Raw genomic sequence first — 14,039 nt, forward strand, 5'->3', positions numbered from 1 at the left:
CCGGTCAGGCCGCCTGCGGGTGCAGCACCGTCCGCAGGCAGCCGTCCTGCTTCTGCTCGAAGATCTCGTAGCCCCGGGCGCCGTCGGCCAGCGACATCGGGTGGGTGGCCAGGTAGCCCGGATCGATCTCGCCGACCGCGATCCGGTCCAGCAGCATGGGGATGTAGCGCTGGGCGTGCATCTGCCCCATCCGCAGCACCAGGGCCTTGTTCATGGCCGCGCCCAGCGGGAACTTGTCGACCAGCCCGCCGTACACCCCGACGATGCTCACCGTGCCGCCCTTGCGGCACGCCATGATCGCCTGGCGGACCGAGGTCGGCCGGTCGCTCTGCAGCCGGGCGCTCTGCTTGGCCTTGTCGTAGGCGTACGTCGGACCGACGTCGTGCGCCTCCATCCCGACCGCCTCGATGCAGGCGTCCGGCCCGCGCCCGGCGGTCAGCTCGCGCAGCGCCTCCAGCACGTCGGTCTCCGCGTAGTTGATCGTCTCGACGCCGAGCCGCCCGGCGGCGGTGGCCAGCCGGTCCGGCAGCCGGTCGATGACGATGACCCGCTCCGCGCCGAGGATCTGCGCGGACCGGGCGGCCATCTGCCCCACCCCGCCGGCGCCCCAGACCGCCACCACCTCGCCGCCCTTGAGGCCGCAGAAGTCGGCGGCCATCCAGCCGGTCGGCATGGCGTCGGAGGCGAACACCACCGAGTCGTCGGGCACCCCGTCCGGGACGGTGAACGCGCCGACGTCGCCGAACGGCACCCGGATGTACTCGGCGTGGCTGCCGGCGTAGCCGCCCGCCGCGTGCGAGTAGCCGAGGATGCCGGCCGGTGAGTGCCCCCACAGCTTCTCCGTGAAGACCGGCTGCGGGTTGGAGTTGTCGCAGAGCGAGTACTGCTCGGTGCGGCAGTACCAGCACCCGCCGCAGGCCACCACGGAACCGACCACCACCCGGTCACCGACCTTGATCCGGCGCACGTCGGGACCGGTCTCCACCACCTCGCCCATGAACTCGTGGCCGAGGATGTCGCCCTCCCGCATCGCCGGCAGGTACCCGTTGATCAGGTGCAGGTCGGAGCCGCAGACGCTGCTGGCCCGCACCTTGACGATGATGTCGCCGCCCGACCGGATGGTCGGCTCCGGCACGTCGCGTACGGCCAGCTTGCCGACGCCCTCCCAGCACAGCGCCTTCACGGCCGGCCTCCCACCATCAGCTTCTCCCGGACCCGGTCGGTCGCCCGCTCCTGCTTCGGGTCGCGCCCCGAGGGGTCGCGCCGGGTGTCCAGCACCTGGCCGGTCTCGATCAGCGACTTGATCCGCCGCAGCGCGCTACGCAACGCCAGGTCCGGATCGTGCCCGCCGGCCAGCCCCAGCACCCGGCGGGCCGGCCCGGAGCGCCAGCGCAGTTCGGTGCGGATCTCGGTGCCCCGGTCCTGCGGCGCCTCGGTCAGCTCGACCCGCCCGCGCTGCTCCGTCGGCCCGTCGGTCACCCGCCAGCTCAGCCGGCCGGGACCGTCGACGGTGAGCTCGGCCCGCCACTCGGTGCCGCCGCCGGCCGGGTCGCTGGCCACGCAACGCCAGCGGGTCCCGTCGAGCTGCTCCAGGGTCGCCCACTCGGCGAGCCCCCGGTCCAGCCGTTCCCGGTCGGTCCAGAAGCCGATCACCGCGTCCATCGGCCGGTCCACGGTGATCCCCCGGTGGACGACGTACCAACCGTCCTCCCGCGCCGGTTGATGCCGCCGTCGCCGCCGGAGCACCACCCGGCCGACCCCGACCGCGGTCGCCGTGGCGGCGCCGGCCAGCGCCCACCTCGTCGCGTTGCTGCTCATCACGTCTCCTCCGCCCGGGCGTTGCGGTCCGCCCCACCCCCCGCAGCGCTACCCGGCAGGAGCGCGTCGAAACGGCGAACCGGTTTGACCCCCGAAATTTCGGGCACGCCGCCGGCCACCCGCGAGTGTGGAGGGGATACGTCCCTTGCCCGCGAACCACCGCTCCACCGGCCCGGCCGGCCCGGACCCCGGCCCGCGACCGGCCGTCCGGCTGGGGATCGAGTACGTCCTGCCGCTGCGCTGGTCGGCCGACACCGGCCTGGCCGAGCTGACCGGCTACCTGCGGCAGCTGCGGCGGTGGGTGGACGTGACCGTGGTGGACGGGTCCGCGCCGGAACTCTTCGCCCGGCACGCGGCCGCCTGGCGGGGGCTGGTCCGGCACCTGCCGCCGGACCCCGCGCTGCGCGGCCGCAACGGCAAGGTGCTGGGCGTGCTCACCGGCGTGGCCGCGGCCCGGCACGAGCACGTGGTGATCGCCGACGACGACGTCCGCTACGACGAGGCCGGGCTGCGCGCGGTGCACGACCTGCTGGACCGGGTGGACCTGGTCCGGCCGCAGAACCACTTCGACCCGCTGCCCTGGCACGCCTGGTGGGACACCGGCCGGACCTTGCTGAACCGGGCGGTCGCCGGGGACTGGCCGGGCACCCTGGCGGTGCGCCGGAGCACCTTCCGGGCGATGGGCGGCTACGACCCGGACGTGCTCTTCGAGAACCTGGAGCTGGTCCGCACGGTCCGCGCGTACGGCGGCGTCACGGCGGCCCCCGCCTGGCTGTACGTGCGGCGGCTGCCGCCGAGCGTGGCGCACTTCGGCGGGCAGCGGGTCCGCCAGGCGTACGACGACCTGGCCCAACCGGTCCGGCTGCTGGCCGCGCTGGCGGTGCTGCCGGCGGTGGCGGCCGCGCTGGCCGCCCGCCGGCCCGGGCTGCTGCTGCGCGCCGGGGTGGCCGCCGTGGCCGTGGCCGAGCTGGGCCGGCGGCGCGGCGGCGGCGCCCGGGTCTTCCCGGCGCACACCGCGCTCGCCGCCCCCGGCTGGCTGCTCGAACGCGGGATCTGCTCGTGGCTGGCGCTGGGCCGGCGGCTCCGCGGCGGCGTCCCCTACGCCGGCGTCCGGCTGCGGACCGCGGCGAACCCGACCCGGGCGCTGCGCCGCCGGCTGGCCGAGCGCCGCCCGGCCGAGCTGCGGCTCTGGGTGGAGGCGGGCGACCTGCCGGTGCCGGCCCGCCGGCCCACCCACCGGCTACCCGGCTGACCGCCATACCGCCACAGCATCTCCTGCCGCCGGCCCAGCTCCGCGCCGAGCAACTCCACCTGCCGCCGGACGCCGCAGCTCGCGGCCGCTCCCCGGCGTCCGGCCGGGAGGCGGCCGCGAGCTGCGGCGTACGGGGACGGTCAGGACCGGGCCTGCTGCGCGGTGTCCTTGACGTCCTGGGCGGCGGAGCGGCTGTCCTCCTTGACGGTCTGCGCGGCGTCCTGCGCGGTGGACTTCACCGACTGGGCGGCGTGCTGCGCCGGCTCCCGCAGCTCGTCCTTGATCTCGCTGGCCACCTCGCCCAGCTTCTCCTTCACCACGCCGCCGTGCTCGGCGGCCTTCTCCTTGACCTGCGCGGCGACCTGCTGCTCGCGCCGGGTCGGTGGGAGCAGCGAGGAGACCAGCATGCCGACGCCGAAGGCGATCATGCCGGCCGCGATCGGGTTGCCCTCGGACTTCTCCCGCAGCGCCTGCGGGGCGCGCTGGGCGGCGTCGCCGACGCTGGACGCGGCGGCGTGCGCCTTGTCGCCGACGGTGGACGCCGCCGAGGAGGCGTGGGCACCCATGGCGTGGGTGGCGTGGCCGGTGCTGTGGCCGAGGTCCGATGCGGTTCCCATCACCTTGTCCTTCACGTTCGTCAGCGCGTGCTGGACGCGCCGTTTGCGGTCGTCGACGATGCGGCTCGGGCTGACCTTGTACGCCAGGGCGTCCACGTCCGAGCTGAGGTTGTTGCGGGTGGCTTCGATCTCCCGGCGGATCTGGTCGGGATCGGTGCTCATCGGGTGACTCCCTCCGGGTGCGGCTTGAGCGCGTCGGGGATGCGCTGCACGCTGTCGTTGGTCTGCTTGAGGCCGCGGATCCGCTCGGCGTTCTTCTTGGCCATCGAGTAGAGGACCGCCGCGACGGCGGCCCAGATCACGGCCACGATCAGCGCGGCCAGGCCGGAGTCCATGACGTTGTCCAGGAACTGCCAGAGCGCGATCGAGACGAAGAGCGCCACCATGTAGCCGCCGAACCCGGCGCCGCCGAAGAGCCCGGCGGCCTTGCCCGCCTTCCGGCCCTCCTGGCGGATCTCCGCCTTCGCCAGCTCCACCTCCTGCCGCATCAAGGTGGACAGGTCGGTGGTCACCTGGCGCATCAGGTCGCCGAGCGAGCTGCCCCGGACCTCTTCCGCGGTGTGCGGGTCGCCCGCCTGCTGATAACCGGAGTTCAGCCCGGACCCCTGCGTCGGCATGCTCATTCCGCCGCCTCCCTTCTGCCGGATCGGCCGGTCACGGCCGGGTCGAGCCGCTCGACGGCACGCCCGGCAGCGGGTCGGTGCGCTCCGGCGGGGGCAGCGGCTGGCCGGTGCCGCCCTGCGGGTCGGCCCAGCTGTTCGGGGCGCCACCGCCCGGGTAGGTCGCGCCCGGCGCCGAGTAGCCCGGGTCCGGCTCGGCGTAGCTGCCCGGCGTCGGGTCGAGGTAGCCGCCCTGCGGCAGCTGGTCCGGCACGGCCCGGGTGGTCGGGATGACCGCCGTCCGGTCCGGGTCGTACGCCGGCTGCGCGCCGCCGTCGCCGGCCGCGGCCACGTTGCGGGTGAGCCGGCCGGCGACCACACCCAGCAGGGCGGCGCCGACCAGGAAGGTCCCCGGGTTGCGCCGGGCGTACTCCTTCACCTCGTGCAGCAGGTCGCCCGGTTCGCGCTGCTCCAGCCAGCCGGCCACCCCGTGCACCCGGTCGGCGGCCTGGTGGGCCAGCTCGGTGACCGGGCCGGAGCCGCCACCGTTCTGCGCCATCGCGCGTACCTCGTCGGCGAGCGAGCGCAGCCCGCTCGCGGCGCGCTGCTGCTGCTGGCTGCTCTGGGCGGTGAGCTGGGTGCGGGCCTCGCCGTAGAGGTTGCGGGCCTGGCGCTTCGCCTCGCCCACGACCTCCTGACCCTGTTCCTTGGCGGTCTGGGCGACCGCGCCACCGGCGTTCGCGGCCTCGGAGCCGACCTGCCGGGCCTGGTCGCGAACCCCGCCGTTGTTCGATTCGTAGGTGGCAGACGTCGGTGAGAGATCGTAAGTCATGGTGTCCCTTCCGCTCGATGTCGTAGCGGTTCCTGCTCGGGGGATTCCGCCGGCCGTGCTGCCGGCGTGTCGAAGTCCCTACCCCTGGACATCGGGTCCATGCCTGATTCGTGATTTCTCTGCGGAAGCGCCCGGTCCCGATCACACAATGGAGGGTCTGCCCGTTCCGGGCGGCGGCGGATCAACGGAGGTGACAGCGATGGCACGTGACGTGCGCCGACGCGCCCCGGCCCGGTCCCGGCCGGCGGTCCAGAAGGCCGCCCTCGCGGTCGCCGCCGGGTTCGTGCTGATCGGCGTGCTCGGGTTCGTGCCCGGCTTCACCACGCACTACGGCGACCTGCGGTTCGCCGGCCACCACTCGGAGGCCAAGCTGCTCGGCCTGTTCCAGGTGTCGATCCTGCACAACCTGCTGCACCTGCTCTTCGGCCTGGCCGGGCTGGTGCTGGCCCGCCGGGTCGGCGGGGCCCGGCTCTTCCTGGCCGGCGGCGGCGCCGCCTACCTGGGCATCTGGCTGTACGGCTTCGCCATCGACCGGAACGCCGAGGCCAACTTCTTCCCGTTCAACGACGCCGACAACTGGCTGCACCTCTTCCTCGGCTTCGGCATGCTCCTGCTCGGCCTGCTGCTCTCCAACGAGCTGGGCACCGGCGGGCGGCCGGACACCCCGATCGACCGGCCCTGAGCCGTTGTCACCCGGCCGGGTGACAACGCCGCGCCGACACTCCGACGCGGCGTTTACCCGATCACCGCGCCGGGCACCGAGGGACCACTACACGGAGTAGTCCCGAGGGACGAGGAGGTCCGGGGATGCCACGGTGGTTGCGGGACAACGCGCTCACGGTCGCCATGCTCGGCGCGTTCGCGGTCTTCCTGGTGTTGCAGAGCGTGTTCGGCTGGCAGGTGCACAACGAGGAGTTGGCCGAGTACGGCGCGGCCCCGCTGAGCTGGTGGGCGTACCTGGGCACCGGGCACTTCGCCGAGGCCGTCTTCGAGAACTGGGAGTCGGAGTTCCTCCAGATGGGCGGCTACGTGCTGCTCACCGCGTACCTGGTGCAGCGGGGGTCGGCCGAGTCGAAGCCGGAGGGGCAGACGGACCGGCCCGAGGACGACCCGCGCCGGGCCACCCCGGACTCGCCCTGGCCGGTCCGGACCGGCGGCCTCCCGCTGGTGGTCTACCGGAACAGCCTGTCGCTCGCGCTGTTCATGATCTTCGGCGGCGCGTTCCTCGGCCACCTCTTCGGCGGCGTGGCCACCTACAACGAGGAGCAGGCGTTGCAGAGCGGCGCGGCCCCGATCAGCGCCTGGCAGTTCCTCGGCACCAGCGACTTCTGGTTCCAGTCCATGCAGAACTGGCAGAGCGAGTTCCTCGCCGTCGGCGTGCTGATCCTGCTCAGCATCGTGCTGCGCCAGCACGCCAGCCCGGAGTCGAAGCCGGTCACCGCCGCGCACGCCGAGACAGGCGCCTGACCCGGCGCTAACCGGGCTGCCGGCAGCCGCCGGCCCGGCGCTAGACGGCGACGGGCAGCCGCTTGGCGAAGCAGACGCTGTACGGGTTGGCCACGTACTCGCCGTAGACCGGGATGGGCCGGTAGCCGCAGGACCGGTAGAGGCCGATGGCGGCCGGCAGGTAACTGCCGGTCTCCAGGCACACCCTGGTGTGCCCCTGCCGCAGGGCCAACTCCTCCAGCGCGGCCAGCAACTGCCGGGCCACCCCCCGACCCCGGTACGCGGGACGGACGTACATCCGCTTGAGCTCGCCGGTCTCGGCGTCGAGGGCCTGGATCCCGCCGCAGGCGATGGCCCGCCCGCGCTCGACCACCGCCAGGTAGCGGATGTCGTCGTGGGTGACCGTCGCCTGCCCGTCCAGGCCACCGTCGGCCGCGCGCAGCTCCCGCTGCTGGGCGGTGACCAGGGCGGCGATCTCCGGATCGGTGGCCGGACGGGATTCGATCAGCATGCCCGGCAGGCTAGGCCGGGCCCGTTTCGGCCAGGTTTCCGGCGTGCGACCCGCACCTGACCAGGTGCCGTAGCGGCGGGTCCGCCCTACTCCCAGTCCTCGTCGTCGTCGGCCGGGTCGAGGTCGGCGTCGGCATCGGCGTCGCCCGGCGCGGCCGCCACCTCGTCGCCCGGGCGCTGCCGGCGCGCCTTGCGGGCGGCCAGCCGCTCCGCGGCCGAGGCGCGGTTCGACTTCTCCTCGAGCCGGACGTCGGTGCCCCGGTTGCCGGGGACGAAGTCGACGCCCGCGTACAGGGTCGGCTGCCAGTCGAACTCCCGGTCGCCGATCCGGACCAGGTCACCGGCCTGCGCGCCGGCCTTGGCCAGCTTCTCCTCCACGCCGAGGCGGGCCAGCCGGTCGGCCAGGTAGCCCACCGCCTCGTCGTTGTCGAAGTTGGTCTGCTTGACCCAGCGCTCCGGCCGGCTGCCCCGGACGGTGAAGGAGCCGTCCTGCTCCGCCTCGATGGTGAAGCCGGCGTCGTCGACCGCCCTCGGGCGGATCACGATCCGGGTCGGCTCGGCCGGCGGCGCGGCGCTGCGGCCCTGCTCGACCAGCTCGGCCATCGCGTACGTCAGCTCCTTGAGCCCTTCCCGGGTGGCCGTGGAGATCTCGAACACCCGGAAGCCGCGCGCCGCCAGGTCCGGCCGGACGATCTCGGCGAGGTCCCGGCCGTCCGGCACGTCGACCTTGTTGAGGGCGACCAGCCGGGGGCGGTCGGCCAGCCCGCCGTACTGGGACAGCTCGGACTCGATGGCGTCGATGTCCGCGAGCGGGTCCCGGCCCGGCTCCAACGTCGCGGTGTCGACCACGTGCACCAGCACGGCGCAGCGCTCGACGTGGCGGAGGAACTCGAGGCCCAGCCCCTTGCCGGTGGCCGCGCCCGGGATCAGGCCCGGCACGTCGGCGACCGTGAAGGTGTGGTTGTCCACCCGGACCACGCCGAGGTTCGGCACCAGGGTGGTGAACGGGTAGTCGGCGATCTTCGGCTTGGCGGCGGAGATCACCGAGATCAGCGAGGACTTGCCGGCCGACGGGAAGCCGACCAGGCCGACGTCGGCGACGCTCTTCAGCTCCAGCACCACGTCGAGCTTGTCGCCGGGCTCGCCCAGCTCGGCGAAGCCGGGGGCCTTGCGCCGGGCGTTGGCCAGCGCCGCGTTGCCCCGGCCGCCCCGGCCGCCCCGGGCCGCCTCGAAGGTGGTGCCGGCGCCCACCAGGTCGGCCAGCACCTCGCCGTCGAGGCTCAGCACGACGGTGCCGTTGGGCACCTTGATGAGCAGGTCGTGACCGTTGGCCCCGTCCCGGTTCGACCCGGCGCCGCCCTTGCCGTTCTCGGCCTTGAGATGCGGCCGGAAGTGGAAGTCGAGCAGCGTGGTCACCTGCGGGTCCACCACCAGCGACACGCTGCCGCCGTGCCCGCCGTTGCCGCCGTCCGGGCCGCCGAAGGGCTTGAACTTCTCCCGGTGGATGGAGACACAGCCGTGCCCGCCGTCGCCGGCCTGCATGTGCAGGACGACCCGGTCAACGAACGTCGTCACGACGCCAATCCTTCCAGCGGGGCACGTCCCCGCGTGAGAAAAGGCGAAGCGGGCCGGGACCCGAGGTCCCCGGCCCGCTTCGCCTTCGAACTACTGCTGCGGCACGATGCTGACGGTCTTGCGACCGCGCTTGGTGCCGAACTGGACCGAGCCGGCGGCCAGCGCGAAGAGCGTGTCATCGCCGCCGCGGCCGACCAGGTCACCGGGGTGGAACTTGGTGCCACGCTGACGGATGAGGATCTCACCCGCGCTGACGACCTGACCACCGAAGCGCTTCACGCCGAGTCGCTGGGCCGCGGAGTCACGGCCGTTACGCGAGCTGGACGCACCCTTTTTGTGAGCCATTGGAGGACGACCTACTTCCCGCTGGAGATGCCGGTCACCTTGACCTGGGTCAGCGGCTGGCGGTGACCCTGGCGCTTGTGGTAGCCGGTCTTGTTCTTGAACTTGTGGATCCGGATCTTCGGGCCCTTGGTGTGCGCGGCGATCTCGCCGGACACCGCGACCTGCGCAAGCTTCGCCGCGTCGGTCACCAGGTCGTCACCGTCGACGAGGAGCACCGCGGTGAGCTTCACCGCGTCGCCGGGGGCACCGGCGAGCTTCTCGACCTCGATCACGTCGCCCTCGGCGACCTTGTACTGCTTGCCGCCGGTCTTGACGATCGCGTACATCGGAGGCGGACTCCCTGTCGTTGAGGCTGCTGGCGGTCGTTCCCACGGCGTCTCGCCGGGAGCCGTGACACCGGCAGCGCGGGCACGCGGGAACTCGGCACACCAAAAGTGCGCCGCAGGCAAGCGTACGCCATACCCGCCCCGCCGCCCAAACCGGGCCGCCGATCAGGCCGGACAGAGCTCGTCGAGGCGCCCCTGGAGCCGGTCGAACTGCGTCTCGTCGATCGCCCGCACGTCCGTGCCGAGCCCGCCGACCTCGTCGGCCAACTCCGCCAGCAGGGTACGCAGCCGCGGGTCCTCGGCCCGCGCCGAGTGCTGCCGCAGGGCGTCCCGCCAGCCGGCCAGCGCCGCCTCCGCGTCCCGTCGGGCGGCCTGCTCGGTCTTCCGGTCCCCGGTGGCCCCGGCACCCAGCATCTGGGCCAGTTCCTGCACGTACGTCTGCACCGCCGCGGAACCGGCCTGCTTGGCGCCCGCGCAGACGCCCGCGTCGCCGGTGGCGGTCGGGGACGGTGCGACCGCCGTGGACGACGGGGCCGGTGAGGCGAAGCCCACCGCGAAGGGGTTGTCGTCGTCCCGGTCGGCGCAGCCCGCGCCGGCCAGCAGGACCCCGGTGAGCGCGGTGACCGCGAGCACCCGGCGCATGTCTCCTCCCGTCCGGGGCCGGCGTCCCGACCGGGGGTCGACGGGTACGGCAGGGCCCCTTCCTGCCGACTCTGTTGCCGGGGAAGGGGCCCTGTCAAACGTCGTGCTGGTCAGCGCCTCACGGCCGGGTACGGCGCCGGGCGCCACCGCGCCGGGACCGGCGCCGCCCGGTGCCCGTCTCGCCGCTCTCCTCCTCGGCCGCACCGTCGCTGATCGCGTCCGGGTCGTCCGCACCGGCGAGCCGGGCCGAGTCGCCCTCCTGCGCGTCGGCGACCGCCGGCGCGGCCGGCGTCTCGGTCTCGAACCGGGACAGGTCGTAGCCCTGGGTGTCGTAGTAGTCGTCGTCGGCCACCTCGGCGACGGCCCTCACCGGTTCCACCGGCGGCTCGGCCGCGGCCTGCTCCGGGGCGGCCGGCTGCTCCGGCGCGGCCTCGGCGGCGGGCTTCTCGGCGGCGGCCTTGCGGCCCCGGCGCCGGCCCTTCTCCTCGGTGGCCGGCGCGGTGACGGCCGAGGCGACCGCCTTGACCCGCTCCCCCGCCCCGCCGGCGCGCGGCTTCTCCGGCACCGGCTCGGTGTGGATGATCACGCCGCGGCCCTTGCAGCACTCACAGGTCTCGCTGAACGCCTCCAGCAGGCCCGCGCCGATCCGCTTGCGGGTCATCTGCACCAGGCCCAGCGAGGTGATCTCGGTGACCTGGTGCTTGGTCCGGTCCCGGCCCAGGCACTCGGTGAGCCGGCGCAGCACCAGCTCCCGGTTCGACTCCAGCACCATGTCGATGAAGTCGATCACCACGATGCCGCCCAGGTCGCGCAGCCGCAGCTGGCGCACGATCTCCTCGGCCGCCTCCAGGTTGTTGCGGGTGACCGTCTCCTCCAGGTTGCCGCCGGAGCCGGTGTACTTGCCGGTGTTGACGTCGATCACCGTCATGGCCTCGGTCCGGTCGATCACCAGCGACCCGCCCGAGGGGAGGAAGACCTTCCGGTCCAGCCCCTTGAGGATCTGCTCGTCGATCCGGTACTCGGCGAAGACGTCGCTGGTGCCGGCGTGCCGGCGCAGCCGGGCCACCAGGTCGGGCGAGACGTGCGACAGGTACGACTCGACCAGGTCGTACGCCGGCTCACCCTCGATGACCAGCTCGCGGAAGTCCTCGTTGAACAGGTCCCGGACCACCCGGATGACCAGGTCCGGCTCCTCGTAGAGCAGCACCGGGGCGCCACCGGAGGCGGCCTTGGCCTGGATGTCCTCCCACTGCGCCTGGAGCCGCTTGACGTCCCGCGCCAGCTCGTCCTCGCTGGCCCCCTCGGCCGCGGTCCGGACGATCACCCCGGCGCCGTCCGGCACCAGCTTCTTGAGGATGTCCCGCAGCCGCTTGCGCTCGGTGTCCGGCAGCTTGCGGCTGATCCCGGAGGCGTTGCCGTTCGGCACGTACACCAGGTGCCGGCCGGAGAGCGCGATGTGGCTGGTGAGCCGGGCGCCCTTGTGCCCGATCGGGTCCTTGGTGACCTGCACCAGCACCGAGTCACCGGACCTCAGCGCCTGCTCGATCGAGCGGGCCCGGCCCTCCAGGCCGCTGGTGTCCCAGTTGACCTCGCCGGCGTAGAGCACCGCGTTGCGGCCGCGCCCGACGTCGACGAAGGCGGCCTCCATGCTCGGCAGGACGTTCTGCACCTTGCCGAGGTAGACGTTGCCGGCCATGGTCCCCGACGAGTTGCGGGTGACGTAGTGCTCGACCAGCACGCCGTCCTCGAGGACCGCGATCTGCGTACGGTCGCCGCGCTGGCGGACCGCCATCACCCGGTCGACCGCCTCCCGGCGGGCCAGGAACTCCGACTCGCTCAGGATCGGCGGCCGGGTACGCCGCTGCTCGCGGCCGTCCCGGCGGCGCTGCCGCTTGGCCTCCAGCCGGGTCGAGCCGGAGACGCCCTGCACCTCGTCGACGGCCTTGCGCGGTTCCCTGATCTTGACGACCGTGGGCACCCCGTCCTCGGCCGCGGTCTCCACGTCACCGGCGCCCCGGCGGCGGCGCCGGCGCCGGCGGCGGGTCAGCCCGTCGCCCTCCGACTCCTCCTCGGCCTCCTCGGCCTCCTCCTCGGGCTCGCCGGCCTCGGCCTGGGCGGCCTCCTCGGCCTCCTCGTCGGCATCGTCCGCGCCACCCTTGCCCCGGCCCCGACCCCGGCGGCCGCGACGACGGCGGCGGCGGGCGGCGGCCGTCTCCTCGTCCTCGTCCTCGTCCTCGTCGGCCTCGGCGATCTCCTCGGCCTCGACGGCCGGCTCCTCCTCGACCTCGACCTCGACGTCGACCGGCTCGACCTCGCGGCGGGCCCGGCGGCGGCGCCGACCGGTCTCCACCGGCTCCTCGGCCGGCTCCTCGGTGGCGGCCGGGTAGGTGACCCGGACGGTCGGCACCTCGTCGGGCTGCGGCGCCATGAACAGGACGGTCGGCGCGGAGAGCGCGGCCCGGCGGCGCCGGGTGGTGGGGGCCGGCTCCTCGGCCGGCCGCTCCTCCTTGCCCGGCACGGCGGCGCCCGGCGAGACCTCGCCGGTGCGGTCCTGCAGGCCACCGGCCCGGGCCAGGGTGGCCTCGTCGGCCGGCGGCAGCTCGGCCACGCCGGCCGGTGCCGACTCGTCCTCGGCGTCCTCGCCCACCGCGTCCTCGTCCTCGGCCGCCTCGTCGGCGGTCTCCGCCGGGACGGTCTCCCGGGCGGGCGGTGTGCGCCCGGCGTCCCCGGTGTCGGCCGGCGCCTCGGCGAGCGCCGGCGGCTCGACGGCCGCCGCCTCGGCGGCGGGCTCGGCGGGCGGGGTGGCCTTGCGCCGGCGGGTACGGGTCACCTTGACCGGCGGGACGACCTCGTCGGCGGCCGGCGCCACGGCGTCGGCGGCCACCGGCTCGGCGGCCGCCTTCGCGGGGGTCGCCTTGCGGCGCCGGCGGGTGCTCTTCGCCGCGCCGTCGAGTTCGCCGGAGACCGGCGCGAAGACCTCGGCCTGCGGCGCCTCGCCGCTGCCGGCGCCGAGGCCGGTGGACGCCTCGACGGGTGCGTCGATCTGCTCCGGCTGATTCAGCGGGGCGGTCTTGCGGCGGCTGGTCCGCTTCCGGACCGGCTTCGCCTCGGGCGTGGCGTCGGTGCTGGCGGCGGAAGCCTCGGCCGGTTCCGCACCGGTCCGTTCGCCGCCCTCGGGCTCGTTCTCGAGCATGGACGTTCTCCAGTTCTGGCTGCCCCGGGCGCGGGTGAGCGCTGCCACGCAGGGTCGCCGCAAAAGGTGTTTCCGCCGGGCGCGCAGGCGCGCGACCGCCGAAGTCTGCCTGCCAGAACGCTGACCGTCGGTCAGTGTTCTCCGATGGCTGCCCCGTCGCGATCCGCATCCAACGGATCGACGATCTCGCCCTGCGCGGTCAACGTGCCCTGCGCCAGCCGGATCACCCGTGGGGCGACCGGCGGCTCCAGGGCGGCCACCACGCGGAGGCCGGAAAGGACGTCATCGGGTCGTACGGAGGGGGTGACCTGCCGCACGACCAGTTCGAGTATCGCACACGGTACGGCCGCCGCCCCGGAAGGCGTCTCCGAAGGGGGCACCACATCGATGGCGATGACGGCGGCACGGGCGTCGAACGTGCGCCGGCCCTGCTTGGTCATCCGCTCGACCTGGATCTCCCCGGCGGCGCGGAACGCGGCCACCGCCTGCTCGGCGAGCGCCGGGTCGACCTCGGGCAGCTCGATCCGCCACCGGGACGCCTCGATCCGGTCGGCCAGGCTGCCGCCGCTCGCCTCCACCGCGTCGAGCACGTCCAGGCCGGGTGAGAGCGCGGCGTCCAGCGCCTGCCGCAGCCGCTCCGGGTCGACCGGCTCGCGCAGGCCGATCTCCAGGTACTCCGCCTCGCTGGCGACGCCGGTCGGCGCCGCCGAGGCGTACGAGATCTTGGGGTGCGGGGTGAAGCCCTGGGAGAAGGCGATCGGCACGCCGGCCCGGCGCAGCGCGCGCTCGAAGGCCCGGGCGAAGTCCCGGTGCGAGGTGAACCGCAGCGGTCCACGCTTGGCGTACCGGATCCGGACCCGCTGGACGACCGGTGCCTGGCCGCC

15 protein-coding genes are annotated in these 14,039 nt (G+C 74.2%); 3 read left to right on the forward strand and 12 right to left on the reverse strand.

Going from position 1 to position 14,039, the window contains the following annotated elements; all coding sequences use genetic code 11:
- Nucleotides 1–4: 4 nt before the first annotated feature.
- Nucleotides 5–1,183, reverse strand: coding sequence for a zinc-dependent alcohol dehydrogenase (locus ACIBPB_RS11435; RefSeq protein WP_046571607.1), 1,179 nt, complete (start codon nucleotides 1,181–1,183; stop codon nucleotides 5–7).
- Nucleotides 1,180–1,818, reverse strand: a complete 639-nt coding sequence (locus tag ACIBPB_RS11440; protein WP_396839438.1) for a cyclase — start codon at nucleotides 1,816–1,818, stop codon at nucleotides 1,180–1,182. Before ACIBPB_RS11440 ends, ACIBPB_RS11435 begins: the two co-directional genes overlap by 4 nt.
- A 145-nt stretch (nucleotides 1,819–1,963) precedes the next feature.
- On the opposite strand from ACIBPB_RS11440, the gene ACIBPB_RS11445 reads away from it, so the two are divergent.
- Nucleotides 1,964–3,070 (forward strand): glycosyltransferase, encoded by a 1,107-nt coding sequence (locus ACIBPB_RS11445; RefSeq protein WP_396839439.1) that lies wholly within the window; start codon nucleotides 1,964–1,966, stop codon nucleotides 3,068–3,070.
- A gap of 140 nt (nucleotides 3,071–3,210) precedes the next feature.
- Here ACIBPB_RS11445 and ACIBPB_RS11450 read toward each other — a convergent pair whose 3' ends face one another.
- From ACIBPB_RS11450 to ACIBPB_RS11460, 3 genes are read right to left on the reverse strand one after another with little or no spacing between them, the layout of a single operon-like run.
- Complete coding sequence (locus ACIBPB_RS11450) at nucleotides 3,211–3,849, reverse strand: DUF3618 domain-containing protein (RefSeq protein ID WP_396839440.1); 639 nt, start codon at nucleotides 3,847–3,849, stop codon at nucleotides 3,211–3,213.
- The gene (locus ACIBPB_RS11455; RefSeq protein WP_396839441.1) at nucleotides 3,846–4,310 is read right to left on the reverse strand and encodes a phage holin family protein; all 465 of its coding nucleotides are present in this window, start codon (nucleotides 4,308–4,310) and stop codon (nucleotides 3,846–3,848) included. The genes ACIBPB_RS11450 and ACIBPB_RS11455 overlap by 4 nt, the downstream gene beginning before the upstream one ends.
- Nucleotides 4,311–4,341: 31 nt before the next feature.
- Nucleotides 4,342–5,118 (reverse strand): hypothetical protein, encoded by a 777-nt coding sequence (locus tag ACIBPB_RS11460; RefSeq protein ID WP_396839442.1) that lies wholly within the window; start codon nucleotides 5,116–5,118, stop codon nucleotides 4,342–4,344.
- Nucleotides 5,119–5,317: 199 nt separating this feature from the next.
- On the opposite strand from ACIBPB_RS11460, the gene ACIBPB_RS11465 reads away from it, so the two are divergent.
- Nucleotides 5,318–5,800 carry a DUF4383 domain-containing protein gene (locus ACIBPB_RS11465; protein ID WP_396839443.1) on the forward strand — a complete coding sequence of 161 codons (483 nt, stop codon included), beginning with the start codon at nucleotides 5,318–5,320 and terminating at the stop codon, nucleotides 5,798–5,800.
- Between the two features lie 125 nt (nucleotides 5,801–5,925).
- Nucleotides 5,926–6,585 carry a DUF6766 family protein gene (locus tag ACIBPB_RS11470; RefSeq protein WP_396839444.1) on the forward strand — a complete coding sequence of 220 codons (660 nt, stop codon included), beginning with the start codon at nucleotides 5,926–5,928 and terminating at the stop codon, nucleotides 6,583–6,585.
- A gap of 40 nt (nucleotides 6,586–6,625) precedes the next feature.
- Here the strand turns inward: ACIBPB_RS11470 and ACIBPB_RS11475 are convergent, their stop codons facing one another.
- The 7 genes from ACIBPB_RS11475 to ACIBPB_RS11505 all read right to left on the reverse strand — a co-directional run bounded on the left by ACIBPB_RS11475 (nucleotide 6,626) and on the right by ACIBPB_RS11505 (nucleotide 14,006).
- Nucleotides 6,626–7,075, reverse strand: a complete 450-nt coding sequence (locus tag ACIBPB_RS11475; RefSeq protein ID WP_396839445.1) for a GNAT family N-acetyltransferase — start codon at nucleotides 7,073–7,075, stop codon at nucleotides 6,626–6,628.
- Between the two features lie 86 nt (nucleotides 7,076–7,161).
- Entirely contained in the window at nucleotides 7,162–8,649 is a 1,488-nt protein-coding gene (obgE, locus tag ACIBPB_RS11480) for a GTPase ObgE (RefSeq protein ID WP_396839446.1), read from the reverse strand.
- A gap of 90 nt (nucleotides 8,650–8,739) precedes the next feature.
- Complete coding sequence (gene rpmA, locus ACIBPB_RS11485; RefSeq protein WP_013288010.1) at nucleotides 8,740–8,994, reverse strand: 50S ribosomal protein L27; 255 nt, start codon at nucleotides 8,992–8,994, stop codon at nucleotides 8,740–8,742.
- An 11-nt stretch (nucleotides 8,995–9,005) separates the two neighbouring features.
- The gene (rplU, locus tag ACIBPB_RS11490; protein WP_046571626.1) at nucleotides 9,006–9,320 is read right to left on the reverse strand and encodes a 50S ribosomal protein L21; all 315 of its coding nucleotides are present in this window, start codon (nucleotides 9,318–9,320) and stop codon (nucleotides 9,006–9,008) included.
- Between the two features lie 165 nt (nucleotides 9,321–9,485).
- On the reverse strand, nucleotides 9,486–9,962 hold the full coding sequence (locus ACIBPB_RS11495) for a hypothetical protein (protein ID WP_357322709.1): 477 nt from the start codon (nucleotides 9,960–9,962) through the stop codon (nucleotides 9,486–9,488).
- A gap of 118 nt (nucleotides 9,963–10,080) precedes the next feature.
- Nucleotides 10,081–13,155, reverse strand: coding sequence for a ribonuclease E/G (locus ACIBPB_RS11500; protein ID WP_396839447.1), 3,075 nt, complete (start codon nucleotides 13,153–13,155; stop codon nucleotides 10,081–10,083).
- Nucleotides 13,156–13,286: 131 nt separating this feature from the next.
- Nucleotides 13,287–14,006: a TIGR03936 family radical SAM-associated protein gene (locus ACIBPB_RS11505; protein WP_396839509.1), complete on the reverse strand. Its 720-nt coding sequence runs from the start codon at nucleotides 14,004–14,006 to the stop codon at nucleotides 13,287–13,289.
- Between the last annotated feature and the right edge of the window lie 33 nt (nucleotides 14,007–14,039).

It is taken from the genome of Micromonospora sp. NPDC049836 (assembly GCF_044465125.1).
Taxonomy (GTDB): domain Bacteria; phylum Actinomycetota; class Actinomycetes; order Mycobacteriales; family Micromonosporaceae; genus Micromonospora.

Excerpts from the sequence above, each read along its gene's own strand:
- ACIBPB_RS11440 (WP_396839438.1), bottom strand. The coding sequence starts at position 1,818 with ATGAGCAGCAACGCGACGAGGTGGGCGCTGGCCGGCGCCGCCACGGCG.
- ACIBPB_RS11450 (WP_396839440.1), bottom strand. The coding sequence starts at position 3,849 with ATGAGCACCGATCCCGACCAGATCCGCCGGGAGATCGAAGCCACCCGC.
- ACIBPB_RS11455 (WP_396839441.1), bottom strand. The coding sequence starts at position 4,310 with ATGAGCATGCCGACGCAGGGGTCCGGGCTGAACTCCGGTTATCAGCAG.
- ACIBPB_RS11460 (WP_396839442.1), bottom strand. The coding sequence starts at position 5,118 with ATGACTTACGATCTCTCACCGACGTCTGCCACCTACGAATCGAACAAC.
- ACIBPB_RS11465 (WP_396839443.1), top strand. The coding sequence starts at position 5,318 with ATGGCACGTGACGTGCGCCGACGCGCCCCGGCCCGGTCCCGGCCGGCG.
- ACIBPB_RS11470 (WP_396839444.1), top strand. The coding sequence starts at position 5,926 with ATGCCACGGTGGTTGCGGGACAACGCGCTCACGGTCGCCATGCTCGGC.
- ACIBPB_RS11475 (WP_396839445.1), bottom strand. The coding sequence starts at position 7,075 with ATGCTGATCGAATCCCGTCCGGCCACCGATCCGGAGATCGCCGCCCTG.
- rpmA (WP_013288010.1), bottom strand. The coding sequence starts at position 8,994 with ATGGCTCACAAAAAGGGTGCGTCCAGCTCGCGTAACGGCCGTGACTCC.
- rplU (WP_046571626.1), bottom strand. The coding sequence starts at position 9,320 with ATGTACGCGATCGTCAAGACCGGCGGCAAGCAGTACAAGGTCGCCGAG.
- ACIBPB_RS11495 (WP_357322709.1), bottom strand. The coding sequence starts at position 9,962 with ATGCGCCGGGTGCTCGCGGTCACCGCGCTCACCGGGGTCCTGCTGGCC.
- ACIBPB_RS11500 (WP_396839447.1), bottom strand. The coding sequence starts at position 13,155 with ATGCTCGAGAACGAGCCCGAGGGCGGCGAACGGACCGGTGCGGAACCG.